We start from the raw sequence: 14456 nt of genomic DNA on the forward strand, positions 1-14456 counted from the left end.
TCACGCGGTGTTACGGGTGCGTCGGGAAGTACCGGGCATGACGTGGCGGGCCGCACAACGGCAGGCAGCTCAGAATGCTGAAAAGTACGTCCTGACCGGGATGGAGCAGGACGGACCCCTGCTTGACGCCGCTTGACACGACATCGGCAGGGAAGTGGAAACTCTTGGTATGAGCAATGGTGCGGACAGGTTCATACCTTCAGGGCAGACCAGCGATGAACACGCCGTGTTTCCCCCTCCCCCTTGCGGGGGGAGGCTGGGAGGGGGTGAGCAGGACTGGCGTTACAGAAGACGTGTTCCATGCTTGTCCCCTCTGGCGCTTGAACTGTGTCTATTGATGATACCGACCCGGCTTGAATGGGCAGCGCCCCGGACCTTCACAGGATCCGGGGCGCTGCGCTGTCCGGGGCCGACTGGCCCCGCCGTTCAGTAACGGTAGGTGGTGGTCTCGCTGAGGTTCACGCGCACGGTCCGGTTCGCGCCGCGGTCCACGGTCAGGGTGACGGTGCTGCCGCCCTTGACGAGCGTCCCCACGAAGCCGGTGTTCGTCTGGCGGGTCTGCTGCAGGGCGTAACCCTGGCCCTGCAGGTCACTGACCTTGCGGTCGTAGGCGCTGCGGGCGGGGTCCTGCATCTGGGTGTTCGTGATGGCGCCCAGCAGCGTGCCGATGAAGTCCAGCACGGTGTTGCCGCTGCTGACGGGCGCCGGGGCGGGCGTGAAGGCCTGCGCGAACTCCACGTTCACGTTGGTCGTCGCGCCGGCGCGGATGGTGACGGTCGTCGTGTAGTCCGTGTACCCGGGCGCCTGAACCCGCACGGGGTACGTGCCGGCACGGAGGTTGCTGTACGTGACGTTCGCGCCGCCCAGACGCTGGCCGTTCAGGATGACGCTGGCACCCGAGACGTTCGTGCCGACGAACAGACTGCCGGTCGTGACGGGATTCTGCGCGGCGACGGTGTAGAAGGCCGTGTCGCTCACCCAGCTGTTCTGCGGCAGGGGGGTCACGACGATGCTCAGCGCCTGCGCCAGGCCGTCCTGACCGCGGGCACTCACGGTGGCGAACTGGTCCTGGGTGGTCTTGAAGGAGCTGATCTGATCGAGGTTCAGCGGGGTGAGGCTGGCGAGCGCCAGGACCTTGTTCTGCCCGACGGGACCGTCGACGCTGTACGTGAAGTTGTCACCGGGCGCGGGGAAGCTCTTGGTGGTGCCGGCCTTCACGAAGTTCTCGCCGCTCAGGCGGTTCGGGAGGATCTGGTCGACGCTGCCGTCGGGGTTCACGTTGAACAGGTACACGTACGCGTCCTGGTTGACGGTGGCGGCCAGGGTGATCTTCTCGCCGATGCGGTAGGAGGGGTTCTGGGCGCCGCTGGCGTCCTTGTCCACGCGGACGCTGACGTTCAGGTCCGGCGTGGTGGGGTTCACGATGATGCTCTGCGCGCTGATCTTCGGCGCGGCGGAGGCAGTGCTGATCTGGGCGACGGTACCGAGGGCCAGCAGGGCAGTCAGGGTTGATTTCATGAGACGCAGTCTGCGCCGCCCGTGTGACGCGCGGCTGACGCCACCTGATGGAAGCGTTCAGAATTCAGGGGAGCGTGAAGGCGACCGGGTCAGGCGCGCTGCCCGGCGCTGTGGCCGCGCGTGACACCGCCCGCGATCAGGTGCGCGGCCCGCAGCGGTTCGGGCACCTTCCCGGTGACCGTGAAGGTCCGCAGCGCCTCCTGCGCCTGCGGGAACGTGAGGCCGGCGCGCTGCACGAACACCGGCCCGCACGGCTCCATCGGGCCGGCCGCCTCGATCAGCGCCCACTTGCGCTGGCCGCCGGGCACGCGCGTCAGCAGGGCCTCGCGGATGCGGGGCAGGTCCGGCTCTCGCCGGGCCACGACCAGCACCGGCCGGCCCGTCTGCGCGTGCAGCGCGTGAATATCGACCACGTTGAAGCCCGCCAGCGCGATGCCCTGAAGCAGGATCAGCTGAAGGTGATCGGGCGAGCGGTTCACCAGCCGGGTCAGTTCGGCGGTGCTGTTGCGCCCGTCGCGCCGCACCAGGCCACTGACGACGGCGTGCAGGGTGGTGCGGGCGTACACCGTCCCGACGACCGGCACGTCGCCCCGCCAGCCGTGCGCGAAGGGCGCGTCATCGAACCCGATGGCGTGAGCGAACACGCCCCCAGGGTAACGCGCCTGCCAGCCGCACCCGGCCTACAGGCCGCTGAGCCATCTGGCGCATTCACCGCTGACCCGCCGGGAGGACACTGGAGGCATGACGCCGACCCCGACCACCGCCCAGACGACGGAGCAGCCCTCCCCCGCCCCGCCGGTCGCGCCGCCCGCCGCGCAGCCCTTCGATGCGGCGACCGCCACGCCCGCGCAGCGCCTCGCGGTCGGGGACCTCCTGGCCGCCAGTTTCGCCCTCGCATACCCGGAAGATCCGCCCCTGAGCCCGGCGCAGGAGGCGCAGGGACTCTCGCACCAGCTGCCCACCGAGCGCAGCGTGGCCTTCGCCGTGTGGGACGGCCCTGCTGCCATCGGGTACGCGCGGCTGGGGTTTGATACCGAGCAGAACACCCACCTGGGGCACGTGCGCCTGACCGTGCATCCGCAGCGCCGCCGCGCCGGGCTGGGCCGCGCCCTGTGGACGCAGGTGGAGACCGCCGCCCGCGCCCAGGGCCTCACGACCGTCACCTTCGGCACCGGCAGCCGCAACCCCGCCGCCGAGGCCTTCGCCCGGAACCTGGAAGCCACGCCCGCCCTCCCCATGCGCCAGAGCCGCGCGACCCTCGCGGACCTCGACCCCGACCTGCTGACCCGCTGGCAGACCCGGCCCCGCAGCGACCCGTACCGCCTGCACATCTGGACGACCATCCCGGACGCGTACCTGACCCGCATGGCCGACATGATGATGGTCATGAACACCGCCCCCAGAGGCGACCTCGACCAGGACGACTGGACCATCACGCCCGACATGATCCGCGCCTGGGACGCCATGATCCAGGAGGCCGGCGACGTCCGCTTCCTGATGGCCACCGAGGACACCCGCAGCAGCCAGATCGACGGGTACAGCGAGGTCTTCTGGCACCCGGACCGCGCCGCGCTGGTGTACCAGGGCGCGACCGCCGTGCGCCCCGAGGCACGCGGCCAGGGCCTGGGCAAGTGGCTGAAAGCCGCCATGCTGGAGCACGTGCAGGCGCACTGCCCCGGCGCGCGGGCCGTGCAGACCCACAACGCCAACGAGAACGCCCCCATGCTCGGCATCAACGTGGCACTGGGGTTCACGCCGTACAGCACCTTCACCGAATGGCAACTGAAACTCGGGTAACGCGGATTGCGGATTGAGTTTGATGTCGTCTGGTTGCGACTGGCCGCGGGCCTCCCCACCCCCCAGCCCCCTCCGCAAGCGGCTCATACGAGTACCCCAGGGGGGCAGGGGGAGCAGTCGCTGCGCTCGGCAAGAGATTTGACTGATGGTGGCAGGGTTGTGCTGGGCGCTGACGTGTCCGGCCTCGACGCCATCCTGCCGCCCCCGCGCAGGGCCCGCGCGCTGCGCGCACGACGGCCGGAGGTGGCTTGCGGTGGCTGGCAGGGCAACCTGATGACAACTGCTGATCGACTTTGAAAAGACCGCTTCTGCGATGGCCAGAAAAGTAGAACCTTCCCGCACGCACCCAGTTGTGTGGCCACGCAATCGTCGTGGCAACCGAGCCCGTCGTGCGCGCAGCGCGCGGGGCGAACGGCGCGAATGTGGGAGATGGCATGTGAGGCGTGGCCTTCCCCGCAAACAACCCGCCACGCAACCATGCGAAATACCTGCCCAGTGCAACGTTGCTCCCCCTGCCCCCCTGGGGTACTCGTATGAGCCGCTTGCGGAGGGGGCTGGGGGGTGGGGAAGCCCGCCGCCAGGCGCCCCCAATCCAACCGTCGGTCCGTCAGACGAACCATCTGCCTCCCTCTCCCCGGACGGGTTCAGGCGCGGGCCACTCTCTCCCCGGCGGTCGGGCGTAGGGCCAGCGCGGTCAGCAGGCTGCCCAGGGCCCCCAGCGCGAGCAGCGCCACCCCCATGCCCGCCCCGCCGACGGCAACGCCCAGCGGCAGGCCCAGCGCCGCTACCCACTTGCTGACCGTGAACACCTGTCCGTGCGTGGCGAGGTACGCGCCCCGGCGGTCCTCGGGGATCAGGTCGGCCAGCAGCGCCTGCCGGGTGGGCACGTACAGCAGTTCCCCGACGCTGAGGATCACGGTCGCGGCGATCAGGGTGGGCAGGTGCGTGCTGAAGGCCAGCGCCGCGAAGCCCAGTGCGAACAGGGCGAAGCCGGTGTGCATGGGGCGGCGCGGGTCGCGGCCCGTGAGCCAGCGGGCGACCGGGGCGGTGAGGGCCACGATCAGGAGGGTATTCACGGCGGTCAGGACGCTCGCGGCACGCACGCCGTCCAGGGTGACGCCCAGCCAGTCGGCGGGCGGGAAGCCCTGTGCGAGGTGCACGGCGATGAAGTTGGTGCGGGTGAACTCGATGCTGAGGATGCAGATGCCGCCCAGCACGAACAGCAGGAAGGGGCGGTCGGTGACGACCTGCGCGTAGCTGCGCGCCAGGGGCTTCAGGCCCAGGTCGGTGCGGGCGGTGGGGCTGGCGGCGCGGGTCTCGGTCATCAGCGCGAAGCACAGCGCCGCCGTGAGGACGCTCATGCCGACCAGCAGGCCCAGCAGCAGCGTGAAGTGGTCGCGGTACAGCCAGCCGCCCACCAGCGTGCCGATCAGGATGCTGAGGTTCACCGCCCAGTAGTTCACGGCGTACATGAACGTGCGGGTCTCGGGGGTACTCACGTCGACCAGCATGGCCTCGGCGGCGGGGTTGATCAGGCCGCCCGAGACGTTCACGAGCAGCAGCGCGGCGAAGGTCACCCAGGGGTTCGGGCCGTGCAGGTTGCCCAGGAGCATCAGGATGAACGCCAGGAGTTTCAGGCCCTCGCCGGTCAGCAGGGTGCGGCGGCGACCCAGAGCGTCGGCCAGTGCGCCGCCGTACAGGCCCGCCAGGAACTGCACGACACCGGCGGCCAGCAGCAGCGTGCCGGCCAGCGCCGCGCCCAGGTGCGCGGTGAAATAGATGGCCATGAACGGAAAGACCATGCTGCCCACCATCCGGCTCAGGAACGATGTGGTGATGCGGGTCTTGACGTTGGGATGCAGGGTACGCCACATGCCTCCAGGGTCGCGCAGCGGGAAAGGGGAAAAAAGACGCACAATGGCCGGACTGTGTCCCCTTTTCCTGCCCCCCCGACCCTGGCGACCGCACCGGACTGGCCGTACCTGACGCTGCGGGCGGCGCTGCACGCGCGGGACGGCGCGCAGGAACGGCACGCGCTGACCCTGGCGGACGCGCAGGCGTGGTGGGCGTGCAGTGATCGCACCGCCAAGCGGCAACTGGCGCGCCTGCACGCCTCGGGGCGGCTGGTGTACACGCCGGGACGCGGGCGGGGAAACACGTCGCGCGTGGCGTTTCCCGGCGCGCTGGACGCCGAACTGGCCGACCTGACAGCCTGTCTGGCAGCGGCGGGCGCGGCGGCCGAACTGGCGCGGCTCTCGCGGCTGGGCTTCCCGCGCGCCTGGGTGCTGACGGACGCGGTGCGCGGCACCTTCGGGCTGGGCGTGAGCCCGGCGGGCACGGATCGCCTGCGGACCATCATCACGCGGCCCCTGACGGCCATGGACCCGCTGACCGTGAACTCGGCGGCCGAGGCGCACCTGTTGACGCAGGTGCTGGACCCGCTGCTGGTATTCGACCCGGACGCCGGGATCTTGAGGCCGCACCTGGCGCACCACTGGGGCACGCCGGACGGCGGGCGAAGCTGGGTCTTTCACCTGCGCCGGGGCGTGGTGTTTCACCACGGGCGGACGCTGGACGCGCGGGACGTGCTGTTCACGCTGGAGCGCGTGCGGCGCGGCGCGCCCTGGTACCTGCCGGGCGTGGTGGGCGTGCAGGCGCCCACGCCGTTCACGGTGCAGGTCACGCTGGACCGCCCGGACCTGTTCTTTCCCCGCAGGCTGGCGCACGAGCAGGCGCTGATCCTCCCGCGTGACGTGCGGTTCGACGAGCGGCGCCCGGTCGGGACCGGCGCGTTCCGCTGGCACGCCCTGAACGGCGGCTTCCGGCTGGAGGCCTTCGACGCGCACTTCGCGGGGCGGCCCCTGATCGACGAGGTGGAGGTCTTTCTCGTGCCGGAACTGCGCGGGGACGCGCCCCCCACCCTGGATGTGTCCGGCGTGCCTCATGATCCGGTCGAGCGCTGGGTGCCGGAGAACAGCGTGCATTTCCTGATCTGGAACGCCCACCGCCCCGCGGCCCGGTCGGCCGCGCTGCGCGAGGCGGTGATCGAGCTGCACGACATCCGCGCGCTCTGGCAGGAGTCGGGCCGTCCAGAGCGGTTGCTGCCCGCCACGGCGTTCCTGCCGCGCCGCAGCCTGGACCGCCCGCCGCGCGGGCACTCCCTGGCGCGGGCGCGGGCGCTGCTGGCTCAGGCCGCGTACGCCGGGCCGCCGCTGCGCCTCTGGGTGCTGGACCTGCCCGGCGCGCGGCAGGAGGCCGACTGGCTGGCCGCGCGCGCCGCCCGCCTCGGCCTGCCCGTGCAGGTCGTTCCCACGCCGCTGGACGCCATGCCGGACGCCAGGGACGATGTGGACCTCGCCTTCATGGGCGAGATCGCCGGGTCGGACGAGCACCTCTCGTTCTGGTCGGCGCTGAAGCAGCCGGAACTGCTGTTCCGCCGCCTGCTGCCCCCCGCCGTCCTGCGCAGCGTGGACGCCCTGCTGGACGGCTACCGCAGCGCGCCGGACCACGCGGCGCTGGAGGCCATCCTGGACCGCGCCGAGGCGCTGCTGCTGGGCGGGCACCACCTGCACCTCACGCACCACCGCGTGAAACGCCGCTCGGTTCACCCACTGCTGCGCGACGTGCACCCGGACGCCTACGGCCGCATCGACTTCAAACGCCTGTGGCTGCCGCCCCCGGACGCCTGACCGGAGAGCGCGTGATCCGTTCCCGCCTGTAAAAGCCGTTAGGCTGCCTGTCATGAGAGTCGCCGTTGCGGATGTGGGCACGAATTCCAGTCACCTGTTGATTGCCGAGGCGGCGCAGGGGGACGCGGGGGGCTTCCGGGTGCTGGACGCCCTGAAGGACCGCACGCGGCTGGGCGAGTGCCTGGACGGGGCGGGGAACCTGTCGCCGGAGGGTGAGGACCGGCTGGCGTCGGCGCTGACGCGGTTCCGGGAGCTGGCGTCGGCGGCGGGCGTGGCCGAGGTGCATGTGTACGCCACGAGTGCGCTGCGTGAGTCGCCGAACGGGGCGGAGGTGGCGGGGCGGATGCTGGCCCGGACGGGGGTGTACCCGGCGATCATCTCGGGGGAGCGCGAGGGGGAACTGACGTATCTGGGCGCGGCGCACGCGGTCGAGCTGGGTGAGGACAACGTGCTGCTGGACCTGGGGGGCGGCAGTCTGGAGTTCGTGCGCGGGGACGCACGGGGGCCGCGTGACGTGCTGAGCCTGCCGCTGGGCGGGATCCGCATGACGGGGGCGTTCATCCGGTCCGAGCCGGCGGGGCGGCGGGAGGTGCAGGCGCTGGCAGAGGCGGTTCGGGTGGCGCTCTCGCCGTTCGTGGAGCGCTTCCGGGTGCGGCCCGGCACGCGGGTGGTGCTGTCGAGCGGCACGGCCGAGGGCGCGGCGGCCGCGATCGTGGCGCGGCGCGGCGCCCTCGGCGGTGCGGGCGGCAGCGGGGACGGGCCGGAGGGCGTGAACGGCGTGAGTTTCACGCTGGCCGAGCTGGGCGCGCTGCTGGAGCACGTGCGGGGCCTGAAGGCCGCGGCGCGGGGGCGGGTGCCGGGCCTGGAGCGGCGCGCGGAGACGGCCGTGGCGGGTCTGGCGACGCTGCACGCGGCGTTGACGCTGCTGGGGGCGTCCGAGGTGACGGTCAGTGAGGGGGCGCTGCGCGAGGGGATGCTGATCGAGGAACTGTCGCGGTTCCAGGCGTACCGGTCGGCGCTGAGCGCGCGGCAGCGGAGCGTGCTGGGTACCGCCGAGCGTTTCGGCGCGAACCTGTCTCACTCGCGGCAGGTGGCGGCGCTGTCGCGCGGCCTGCTGGACGCGCTGCACGCGGCAGGCGAGCCGGTCGACCACGAGGACCGCAGCCTGATCACGGCGGCGGGCGCGCTGCACGAGGTGGGGCAGATCGTGGCGCAGAGCGCGCACCACAAGCACTCGGCGTACCTGATCCGGCACGCGGAACTGCGGGGCTTCAGTCCGCGCGAGATCGAGCTGATCGCGCAGCTGGCCCGCTACCACCGCAAGAGTCCGCCGAAACCGTCGCACGCGGAATTCATGGCGCTCGGTGCGGGGGACCGGGCGCGGGTGACGCGGCTGGCGGCGGTGCTGCGCGTCGCGGACGGCCTGGACCGCTCGCACGCGGGCGGATCGCGGCTGGGAACGCTGCGGCGCGTGGCGGACGGCTGGGAACTGACCGTGGCGGGGGCGACGCCGCTGGACCTGGCGGGCGCGCGGGACAAGGCGGACCTGTGGGCGCGGGTGTTCGGGCCGCTCACGCTGCGCGGCGCGTGACGGGCGCGCAGGAGCGGGTATCCTGGCGGGCATGACGGGCACGCCGCAGAACATCCTGAGCATTCAGTCGTGGGTCAGTTTCGGGCACGTGGGGAACGCGGCGGCCGTGTTCCCGCTGCAACGCCTGGGGTTCGAGGTCTGGGCGATTCACACGGTGCAGTTCAGCAACCACACCGGGTACGGCGCGTGGACCGGCGCGGTGTTCCCGCCCGAGGCGGTCGCGGACCTGATCGACGGGATCGAGGCGCGCGGCGCGCTGCCGGAATGCCACGCGGTCCTGAGCGGGTACATGGGCAGCGAGGGAACGGTCGCGGCGGTCGTGGACGCCGTGCGGCGCGTGCGCGGCGCGAACCCGGACGCGCTGTACGCCTGCGATCCCGTGATGGGTGACGTGGGGCGCGGGGTGTTCGTGCGGCCGGAACTGCCGGACCTGATCGCGGCGCAGGCCATTCCGGAGGCGGACATCGTCACGCCGAACCAGTTTGAACTGGAACTCCTGACCGGGCAGGTCGTGGACACCCTGGAGCACGCGCTGGAGGCGTCCCGTGCGCTGCGGGAGCGGATGCGGGTGGGCGGGCCGCGCGTGGTCCTGCTGACCAGCCTGGTCCGCAGCGGGGCGCCCGAGAACAGCATCGAGACGCTGGTCGTCACGGACGACGGGGCGTGGCTGTGCCGCACGCCGCTGCTGCCGCTGGACCCGCCCCGCAACGGGACCGGCGACGCCATCGCGGCGCTGTTCCTGGGCCACTACCTGAAGTCCGGTCAGGCGGCGCAGGCGCTGGGTCTGGCCATGAGTGCGCTGTTCGGCCTGCTGAGCCGCACGCACGCTGCCGGCACCCGCGAGATTCAGCTGGTGGCGGCGCAGGACGAGTTCGTGAAGCCCGCGCGGCTGTTCGAGGCGCAGCAGGTCGGGTAGGCCGTTCGGGGTCGGTCAGATGAGAAGGGTCTCAGTGTCCTGTCAGGGTCCGGCCAAGCCCACTTGTACGCCTTCTCACAGGAGGGGAAGGGAGGCGGGAAAGACTGGGGGCATGAAACACATCATCTTCCCGACCGCCGCCGCCGCCGACGCCTTCACCGCTGACCTGCAGGCTCAGGGAGTGATCGCCCCCACCATGGGCCGCGCGACCGTCACCCGGCGCAGTGACACGGCCGCCATTCATGAGGGCGGCACCGCCGAGGACGCCGGGGCCGGCGCCGTCAAGGGCACGGGCGTGGGCGCGGCCGTGGGTGCAGCGGCCGGGATCATCGCCACTGGCGCGACCATCGCCACGGGCGGCCTGGCCCTCCCCGTGATCCTGGGCATGGCGGCGCTGGGTTCCGGCGTCGGCGCGGCGGTCGGTGCGACCGGCGGCGCGATGGGCGTGGACGAGACCGGCGACTACTACGACGCCGACGACGAGTACTACGACCGCCTGAACACCACCGCCACCAACGGCGGGCGCACGGTGGCCGTGGATGACAGCGTCCCGGCGGATGTCGTCGAGGCGGCCGCCATCCGCCACGGAGGCGAGTACGTGAGTGGTGGGCAGCTCAGCCGCCGCACGATGTAAGCCTCTTCTGCACTGAACCCCCAGCAGAGAAAGGGACCCCAGGGTGATCCGGGGTCCCTTCTTCTGCTGTCTGTCCTGACCGGACCGTCGCGGGTCAATCCGCTTCGGGCGGGTGGGGCAGCGCGACCTTGCGGAACCAGAAGTTCCCCAGGGTGCGGATCACGTCCTCGAACTCGGCGAGGCTGACGGGTTTGGGGATGTATGCGTTGGCGTGCAGGTTGTAGCTGCGCCAGATGTCGTTCTCGGCGCGGCTGGTGGTCAGGACGATCACGGGGATGCTGCGCAGCCTCGCGTCCTCTTTCAGGATGTCGAGCAGCTCCAGGCCGGTCATGCGCGGCATGTTCAGGTCCATCAGGATCACGTCCGGGCGCGGGGCCTGCACGTGCGGTCCCTGACGGCGCAGGAAGTTCAGGGCGTCCAGGCCGTCGCGGGCGTGGTGCAGGCGGTGTGGGAACTGCGCGTCCTCGAAGGCTTCCCGGGTGAGCATCACGTCGGCGGGGTTGTCCTCGACGAGCAGTATTTCGACGGGTTCGGTGGTCATGCGGTCTCCTGCGGGGCGGCGGGGTCGGGAGGGAAGGCCGGCGCCGCGGTGGGCAGCGCGAGGTGGAAGGTGCTGCCCTGGCCGGGCGTGCTGTCCACCCACAGTTGCCCGCCGAGCTGCTCGGCGGCGCTGCGTGTGACGGCCAGGCCGATGCCGCTGCCCGGGTACTCGTCCATGCCGTGCAGCCGCTGGAACACCCCGAAGATCCGCTCGTGGTACTCGGGGGCAATGCCGATCCCGTTGTCCTGCACGTGAAACACCCAGCAGTCCTGACCGGCGTGCCGCGTGCGTTCGGCGCTGACCTGCACGCACGCCGGACGGGCCGGGTCCCGGAATTTCAGGGCGTTGCCGATCAGGTTCTGCAGCGCGTGCCGCAGCAGTTCCGGGCTGGACGTGATGACCGGCAGGTTCGGCGCGCTGACCTGCGCCTGCGCGCCCAGAATCTGCTGTTCCAGGTCGGCGGTGATGTCGCGCACCAGCGCGGCCGTGTCGACCGGTTGCGTGGCGCGCGGGGCCTTGCGCACGCGGGAGTACGCCAGCAGGTCCTGGATCAGGGTCTTCATGCGTTGCGTGGCGGAGGTCGTGAACGCGATGTACTGGTCGGCGCGTTCGTCGAGTTGCCCCTGGTAGCGGCGCGCGAGCAGTTCGGTGTAACTGCCGATGGTCCGCAGGGGTTCTTGCAGGTCGTGGCTGGCGACGTACGCGAACTGTTCGAGTTCGCGGTTGCTGCGTTCCAGGTGGGCGTTGCTGGCGCGCAGGGCCTCGGCGCTCTCCTGGAGGGCCTGCGCGCGGTCCTGCACGGCGGCCGCCATGACGTTGAACTGCTCGCCCAGCTGCGCGAGTTCCCGGACCGGGCTGGGCGGCATGCGGCGGTGGTACTGTCCGGCGGCGATGTCGCTGGCGCCGGTGTTCAGGTCGGTCAGGCTGCGGGTGACGGTGCGGGTCACGCGGTAGGCGGTGAGCAGCAGCAGCAGCAGCGAGAGCAGCAGCCCGCTGACGGTCAGGCCGCGCACGGTGGTCAGGGTGGTCTGGCTGGCGACGGTGGCGGCGCTCAGGCGGGCGCTCTCGTTGGTGCGCATGCCCGCCATGATGTCGCGGGCATCGTTGAGCAGGTCGCGGCCCTCGCCCTGCTTGACCAGCCGCGCGGCCCGCGCCAGTGACTCGCTGCGGGCGGCCATCTCGGGCCGGGCGGCGTCCTCCTGCCAGCGGACCACCAGCGCCTGAACCCGCGCGAGGTTCGTGCGTTGCAGGTCCGTGACGCTCAGGTCATGCAGGGCGAACACGGCCGCCTGGAACGCCGCTTCGCCCTCACGGTACGGCGCGAGGAAGTCGGGGTCGCCGGTGATGACGAAGCCGCGCTCGCCGTTCTCCATGACCGAAATCTGGGTGTTCAGGTCGTTCAGCAGCAACATGCGTGCCTGCGCGTCTGACACCAGCTGCAGCTGCTGTTCGTTGCGGTTGACGCCCAGCACCACCGCGCCCCCCACGCCCAGCAGAAGCGCGAAGGGCAGCAGGAAGGGCCGCAGCAGAAATGCGCGCAGGGTCGGGCGGGGTCCGCTGCCGCTGCGGACCGGCGCGGATCGGACGGCCGGGGAAACGTCGGGGGGGAGGGAGACGGGCGCGGCCATGTCGGCCCGCATTGTAGGGCCCGCGCGACGCCCGGCCCGACCGCGGCCGCAGGGAACCTCCACGCATGATTTTGTACCCAGTCCACCGTGACGGGGTACAGTGAATGCATGACATTCCAGAACGTGAATCTCACCCACGCGGGTGAGGTCGCCACGCTGACCCTGACGAGCAAGAAGGGCAGCATGGGCCCGACCTTCTGGCCCGAGATCCCGCGCGTCCTGAACGAACTGGGCGGCGCCCGCGCGCTGATCCTGCGCGGCCAGGACCTGTTCAGCGCCGGGCTGGACGTGCGGGCCAGCGCCCCCGTCATCGCCCCCACCCTGGGCGACCCCGAGGCATTTGCCGCCATCGTCGCCGAGATGCACGCCGCCATCGACGCGTTCGCCGCGCTGCCCATCCCGGTGATTGCCGCCGTGCACGGCTGGTGCATCGGCGCGGGCCTGGAACTCATCAGCGCCTGCGACCTCCGCATCGCCAGCGCGGACGCCCGCTTCAGCCTCCCCGAGGTGCGGCTGGGCATCACCGCCGACCTGGGCGGCCTGCAACGCCTCCCGCACCTGATCGGCACCGGCCGCACCGCGCACCTCGCCCTGACCGGCGACCCCATCGACGCCCCCACCGCCGAACGCTGGGGGCTGATCACCGAACTCCTGCCCACCCCGGACGCCCTGTTCGAGCGGGCGAACACCCTCGCCGCCGGGCTGGCCGCCCTGCCGCCCCGCGCGGTCGAGGGCACCAAACGCACCCTGCACGCGCACCTCCCCCACGCCCAGAGTCTCGAACAGGCCGTGCGCTGGAACGCCCGGCACATGACCGCCGACGGCCTCGCGCAGGCCCTGAAGTAACCCCCCGCCCCCCCCTTCCCCACCCAAGGAGCCCACGCATGACCCAGACCCCCACCCTCGGCACCCTGCAACCCGGCGCCGCCGACAGCACCTTCCGCCCCGACCTGCTGGCCGGCAAGCACGCCCTGATCACCGGCGGCGGCAGCGGCATCAACCTCGGCATCGCGCAGAGCTTCGCCGCGCACGGCTGCCGGGTCACCATCCTGGGCCGCAACCTCGAGAAAGCCCAGACGGCCGCGCAGGGCATCGTGGGCGCCGGCGGGCAGGCCATCGGCGTCAGCGCCGATGTGCGCGACATCGCCGCCATGCAGGCCGCCGCCGCGCAGGCCGTCGAAGCCTTCGGCCCCATCGACATCGTCCTCGCCGGAGCCGCCGGGAACTTCCCCGCCCCGGTGGACGGCATCAGCCCCAACGGCTTCAAGACCGTCGTGGACATCGACCTGCTCGGCACGTACCACACCATCAAGGCCTGCGCGCCCCACCTGACCACCCCCGGCGGGAACATCCTGAGCATCAGCGCCTACGGCATTCCCGTGCCCATGCAGGCGCACGTCGTCGCCGCCAAGGCCGGCGTGGACGCCCTGACCCGCACCCTCGCCATCGAATGGGGCCTGCGCGGCATCCGCGTGAACGCCATCATCCCCGGCCCCATCGACGGCACCGAGGGCATGGCCCGCCTCGCCCCCGACGAGAAGACCCGCCGCCAGTTCATGGGCACCGTCCCGCTGGGCCGCTTCGGCATCCCCCAGGACATCGCCAACGCCGCCCTGTTCCTCGTCAGTGACGCCGCCAGCTACGTCACGGGCGTCATCCTGCCCGTCGACGGCGGCCAGAACATGCTCGGCGGCGCCCCCCAGTACCAGATGTACCAGCAGATGGGCCTCGCCCTGCCCAGGAAAGACTGAGCTTCCGCACCGGATACGGACTGCCGTCAGTTTCTCTCCCCCCATTCTGCGGAGAAGCTTCACGGGTCGCATCCGCCCGGCCTGAACGGCTTATGGAGCCATTCGATCGGAGTCCGTAGGAGCCCTCGCGCTATCTCGTTAGAGACAGCGCGAGGGCTCCGTCCGTTCATCCATGTCTTCCGGGCGTGCGGCGTAGCTCCCTGGGCTGCGCTGGAACCGCATCAAGCTGTTGCCGGACGCCTTCGACGGGCGGCCTGCGCTGGGTGGATGAAGGAACGTTCAATGCCTGCCCGGTCAGGTGATCGCTCTGGGCAGCGGGTCGGGAAAAGTGCGTGTGGGTGGTCGGGTCGCCCCGATGGGAAGCACCATGATACCGGAGTTGGCCCGACTT

Annotated in this window: 12 protein-coding genes; 7 read left to right on the forward strand and 5 right to left on the reverse strand. The window is 71.4% G+C overall.

All coding sequences use genetic code 11. The features are described 5' to 3' along the window. Positions 1-426: 426 nt before the first annotated feature. Both ABDZ66_RS08770 and ABDZ66_RS08775 read right to left on the reverse strand, forming a co-directional pair. Complete coding sequence (locus ABDZ66_RS08770) at positions 427-1518, reverse strand: DUF4384 domain-containing protein (RefSeq protein WP_343757880.1); 1092 nt, start codon at positions 1516-1518, stop codon at positions 427-429. Between the two features lie 89 nt (positions 1519-1607). Then, complete coding sequence (locus ABDZ66_RS08775; RefSeq protein WP_343757882.1) at positions 1608-2162, reverse strand: endonuclease dU; 555 nt, start codon at positions 2160-2162, stop codon at positions 1608-1610. A gap of 97 nt (positions 2163-2259) precedes the next feature. On the opposite strand from ABDZ66_RS08775, the gene ABDZ66_RS08780 reads away from it, so the two are divergent. Beyond that, a complete protein-coding gene (locus ABDZ66_RS08780) occupies positions 2260-3315 on the forward strand; it encodes a GNAT family N-acetyltransferase (RefSeq protein WP_343757884.1) in 1056 nt (351 codons plus the stop codon). Between the two features lie 644 nt (positions 3316-3959). Here the strand turns inward: ABDZ66_RS08780 and ABDZ66_RS08785 are convergent. Next, positions 3960-5189 carry an MDR family MFS transporter gene (locus tag ABDZ66_RS08785; protein ID WP_343757886.1) on the reverse strand — a complete coding sequence of 410 codons (1230 nt, stop codon included), beginning with the start codon at positions 5187-5189 and terminating at the stop codon, positions 3960-3962. A 54-nt stretch (positions 5190-5243) separates the two neighbouring features. Between ABDZ66_RS08785 and ABDZ66_RS08790 the strand changes: the two genes are divergently transcribed. The 4 genes from ABDZ66_RS08790 to ABDZ66_RS08805 all read left to right on the forward strand — a co-directional run bounded on the left by ABDZ66_RS08790 (position 5244) and on the right by ABDZ66_RS08805 (position 10145). Then, positions 5244-7004 carry an ABC transporter substrate-binding protein gene (locus ABDZ66_RS08790; RefSeq protein ID WP_343757888.1) on the forward strand — a complete coding sequence of 587 codons (1761 nt, stop codon included), beginning with the start codon at positions 5244-5246 and terminating at the stop codon, positions 7002-7004. Between the two features lie 52 nt (positions 7005-7056). Next, complete coding sequence (locus ABDZ66_RS08795) at positions 7057-8595, forward strand: Ppx/GppA phosphatase family protein (RefSeq protein WP_343757890.1); 1539 nt, start codon at positions 7057-7059, stop codon at positions 8593-8595. Between the two features lie 31 nt (positions 8596-8626). Further along, a complete protein-coding gene (gene pdxY / locus ABDZ66_RS08800; protein ID WP_343757892.1) occupies positions 8627-9511 on the forward strand; it encodes a pyridoxal kinase PdxY in 885 nt (294 codons plus the stop codon). 112 nt (positions 9512-9623) lie between these two features. After that, on the forward strand, positions 9624-10145 hold the full coding sequence (locus tag ABDZ66_RS08805; protein WP_343757894.1) for a hypothetical protein: 522 nt from the start codon (positions 9624-9626) through the stop codon (positions 10143-10145). Between the two features lie 94 nt (positions 10146-10239). On the opposite strand, the gene ABDZ66_RS08810 is transcribed toward ABDZ66_RS08805, so the two are convergent. Continuing rightward, complete coding sequence (locus ABDZ66_RS08810; RefSeq protein ID WP_343757896.1) at positions 10240-10686, reverse strand: response regulator; 447 nt, start codon at positions 10684-10686, stop codon at positions 10240-10242. Next, entirely contained in the window at positions 10683-12314 is a 1632-nt protein-coding gene (locus tag ABDZ66_RS08815; protein WP_343757898.1) for a sensor histidine kinase, read from the reverse strand. The genes ABDZ66_RS08810 and ABDZ66_RS08815 overlap by 4 nt, the downstream gene beginning before the upstream one ends. A 108-nt stretch (positions 12315-12422) precedes the next feature. Between ABDZ66_RS08815 and ABDZ66_RS08820 the strand changes: the two genes are divergently transcribed. Together ABDZ66_RS08820 and ABDZ66_RS08825 are read left to right on the forward strand one after the other, a co-directional pair. Further along, entirely contained in the window at positions 12423-13160 is a 738-nt protein-coding gene (locus tag ABDZ66_RS08820) for an enoyl-CoA hydratase-related protein (RefSeq protein ID WP_343757900.1), read from the forward strand. 38 nt (positions 13161-13198) lie between these two features. Next, positions 13199-14065, forward strand: a complete 867-nt coding sequence (locus ABDZ66_RS08825) for an SDR family oxidoreductase (protein WP_343757902.1) — start codon at positions 13199-13201, stop codon at positions 14063-14065. Positions 14066-14456: the final 391 nt, after the last annotated feature.

The organism is Deinococcus depolymerans (assembly GCF_039522025.1).
Classification (GTDB): domain Bacteria; phylum Deinococcota; class Deinococci; order Deinococcales; family Deinococcaceae; genus Deinococcus; species Deinococcus depolymerans.

Excerpts from the sequence above, each read along its gene's own strand:
- ABDZ66_RS08770 (WP_343757880.1), bottom strand. The coding sequence starts at position 1,518 with ATGAAATCAACCCTGACTGCCCTGCTGGCCCTCGGTACCGTCGCCCAG.
- ABDZ66_RS08780 (WP_343757884.1), top strand. The coding sequence starts at position 2,260 with ATGACGCCGACCCCGACCACCGCCCAGACGACGGAGCAGCCCTCCCCC.
- ABDZ66_RS08785 (WP_343757886.1), bottom strand. The coding sequence starts at position 5,189 with ATGTGGCGTACCCTGCATCCCAACGTCAAGACCCGCATCACCACATCG.
- ABDZ66_RS08795 (WP_343757890.1), top strand. The coding sequence starts at position 7,057 with ATGAGAGTCGCCGTTGCGGATGTGGGCACGAATTCCAGTCACCTGTTG.
- pdxY (WP_343757892.1), top strand. The coding sequence starts at position 8,627 with ATGACGGGCACGCCGCAGAACATCCTGAGCATTCAGTCGTGGGTCAGT.
- ABDZ66_RS08805 (WP_343757894.1), top strand. The coding sequence starts at position 9,624 with ATGAAACACATCATCTTCCCGACCGCCGCCGCCGCCGACGCCTTCACC.
- ABDZ66_RS08810 (WP_343757896.1), bottom strand. The coding sequence starts at position 10,686 with ATGACCACCGAACCCGTCGAAATACTGCTCGTCGAGGACAACCCCGCC.
- ABDZ66_RS08815 (WP_343757898.1), bottom strand. The coding sequence starts at position 12,314 with ATGGCCGCGCCCGTCTCCCTCCCCCCCGACGTTTCCCCGGCCGTCCGA.
- ABDZ66_RS08820 (WP_343757900.1), top strand. The coding sequence starts at position 12,423 with ATGACATTCCAGAACGTGAATCTCACCCACGCGGGTGAGGTCGCCACG.
- ABDZ66_RS08825 (WP_343757902.1), top strand. The coding sequence starts at position 13,199 with ATGACCCAGACCCCCACCCTCGGCACCCTGCAACCCGGCGCCGCCGAC.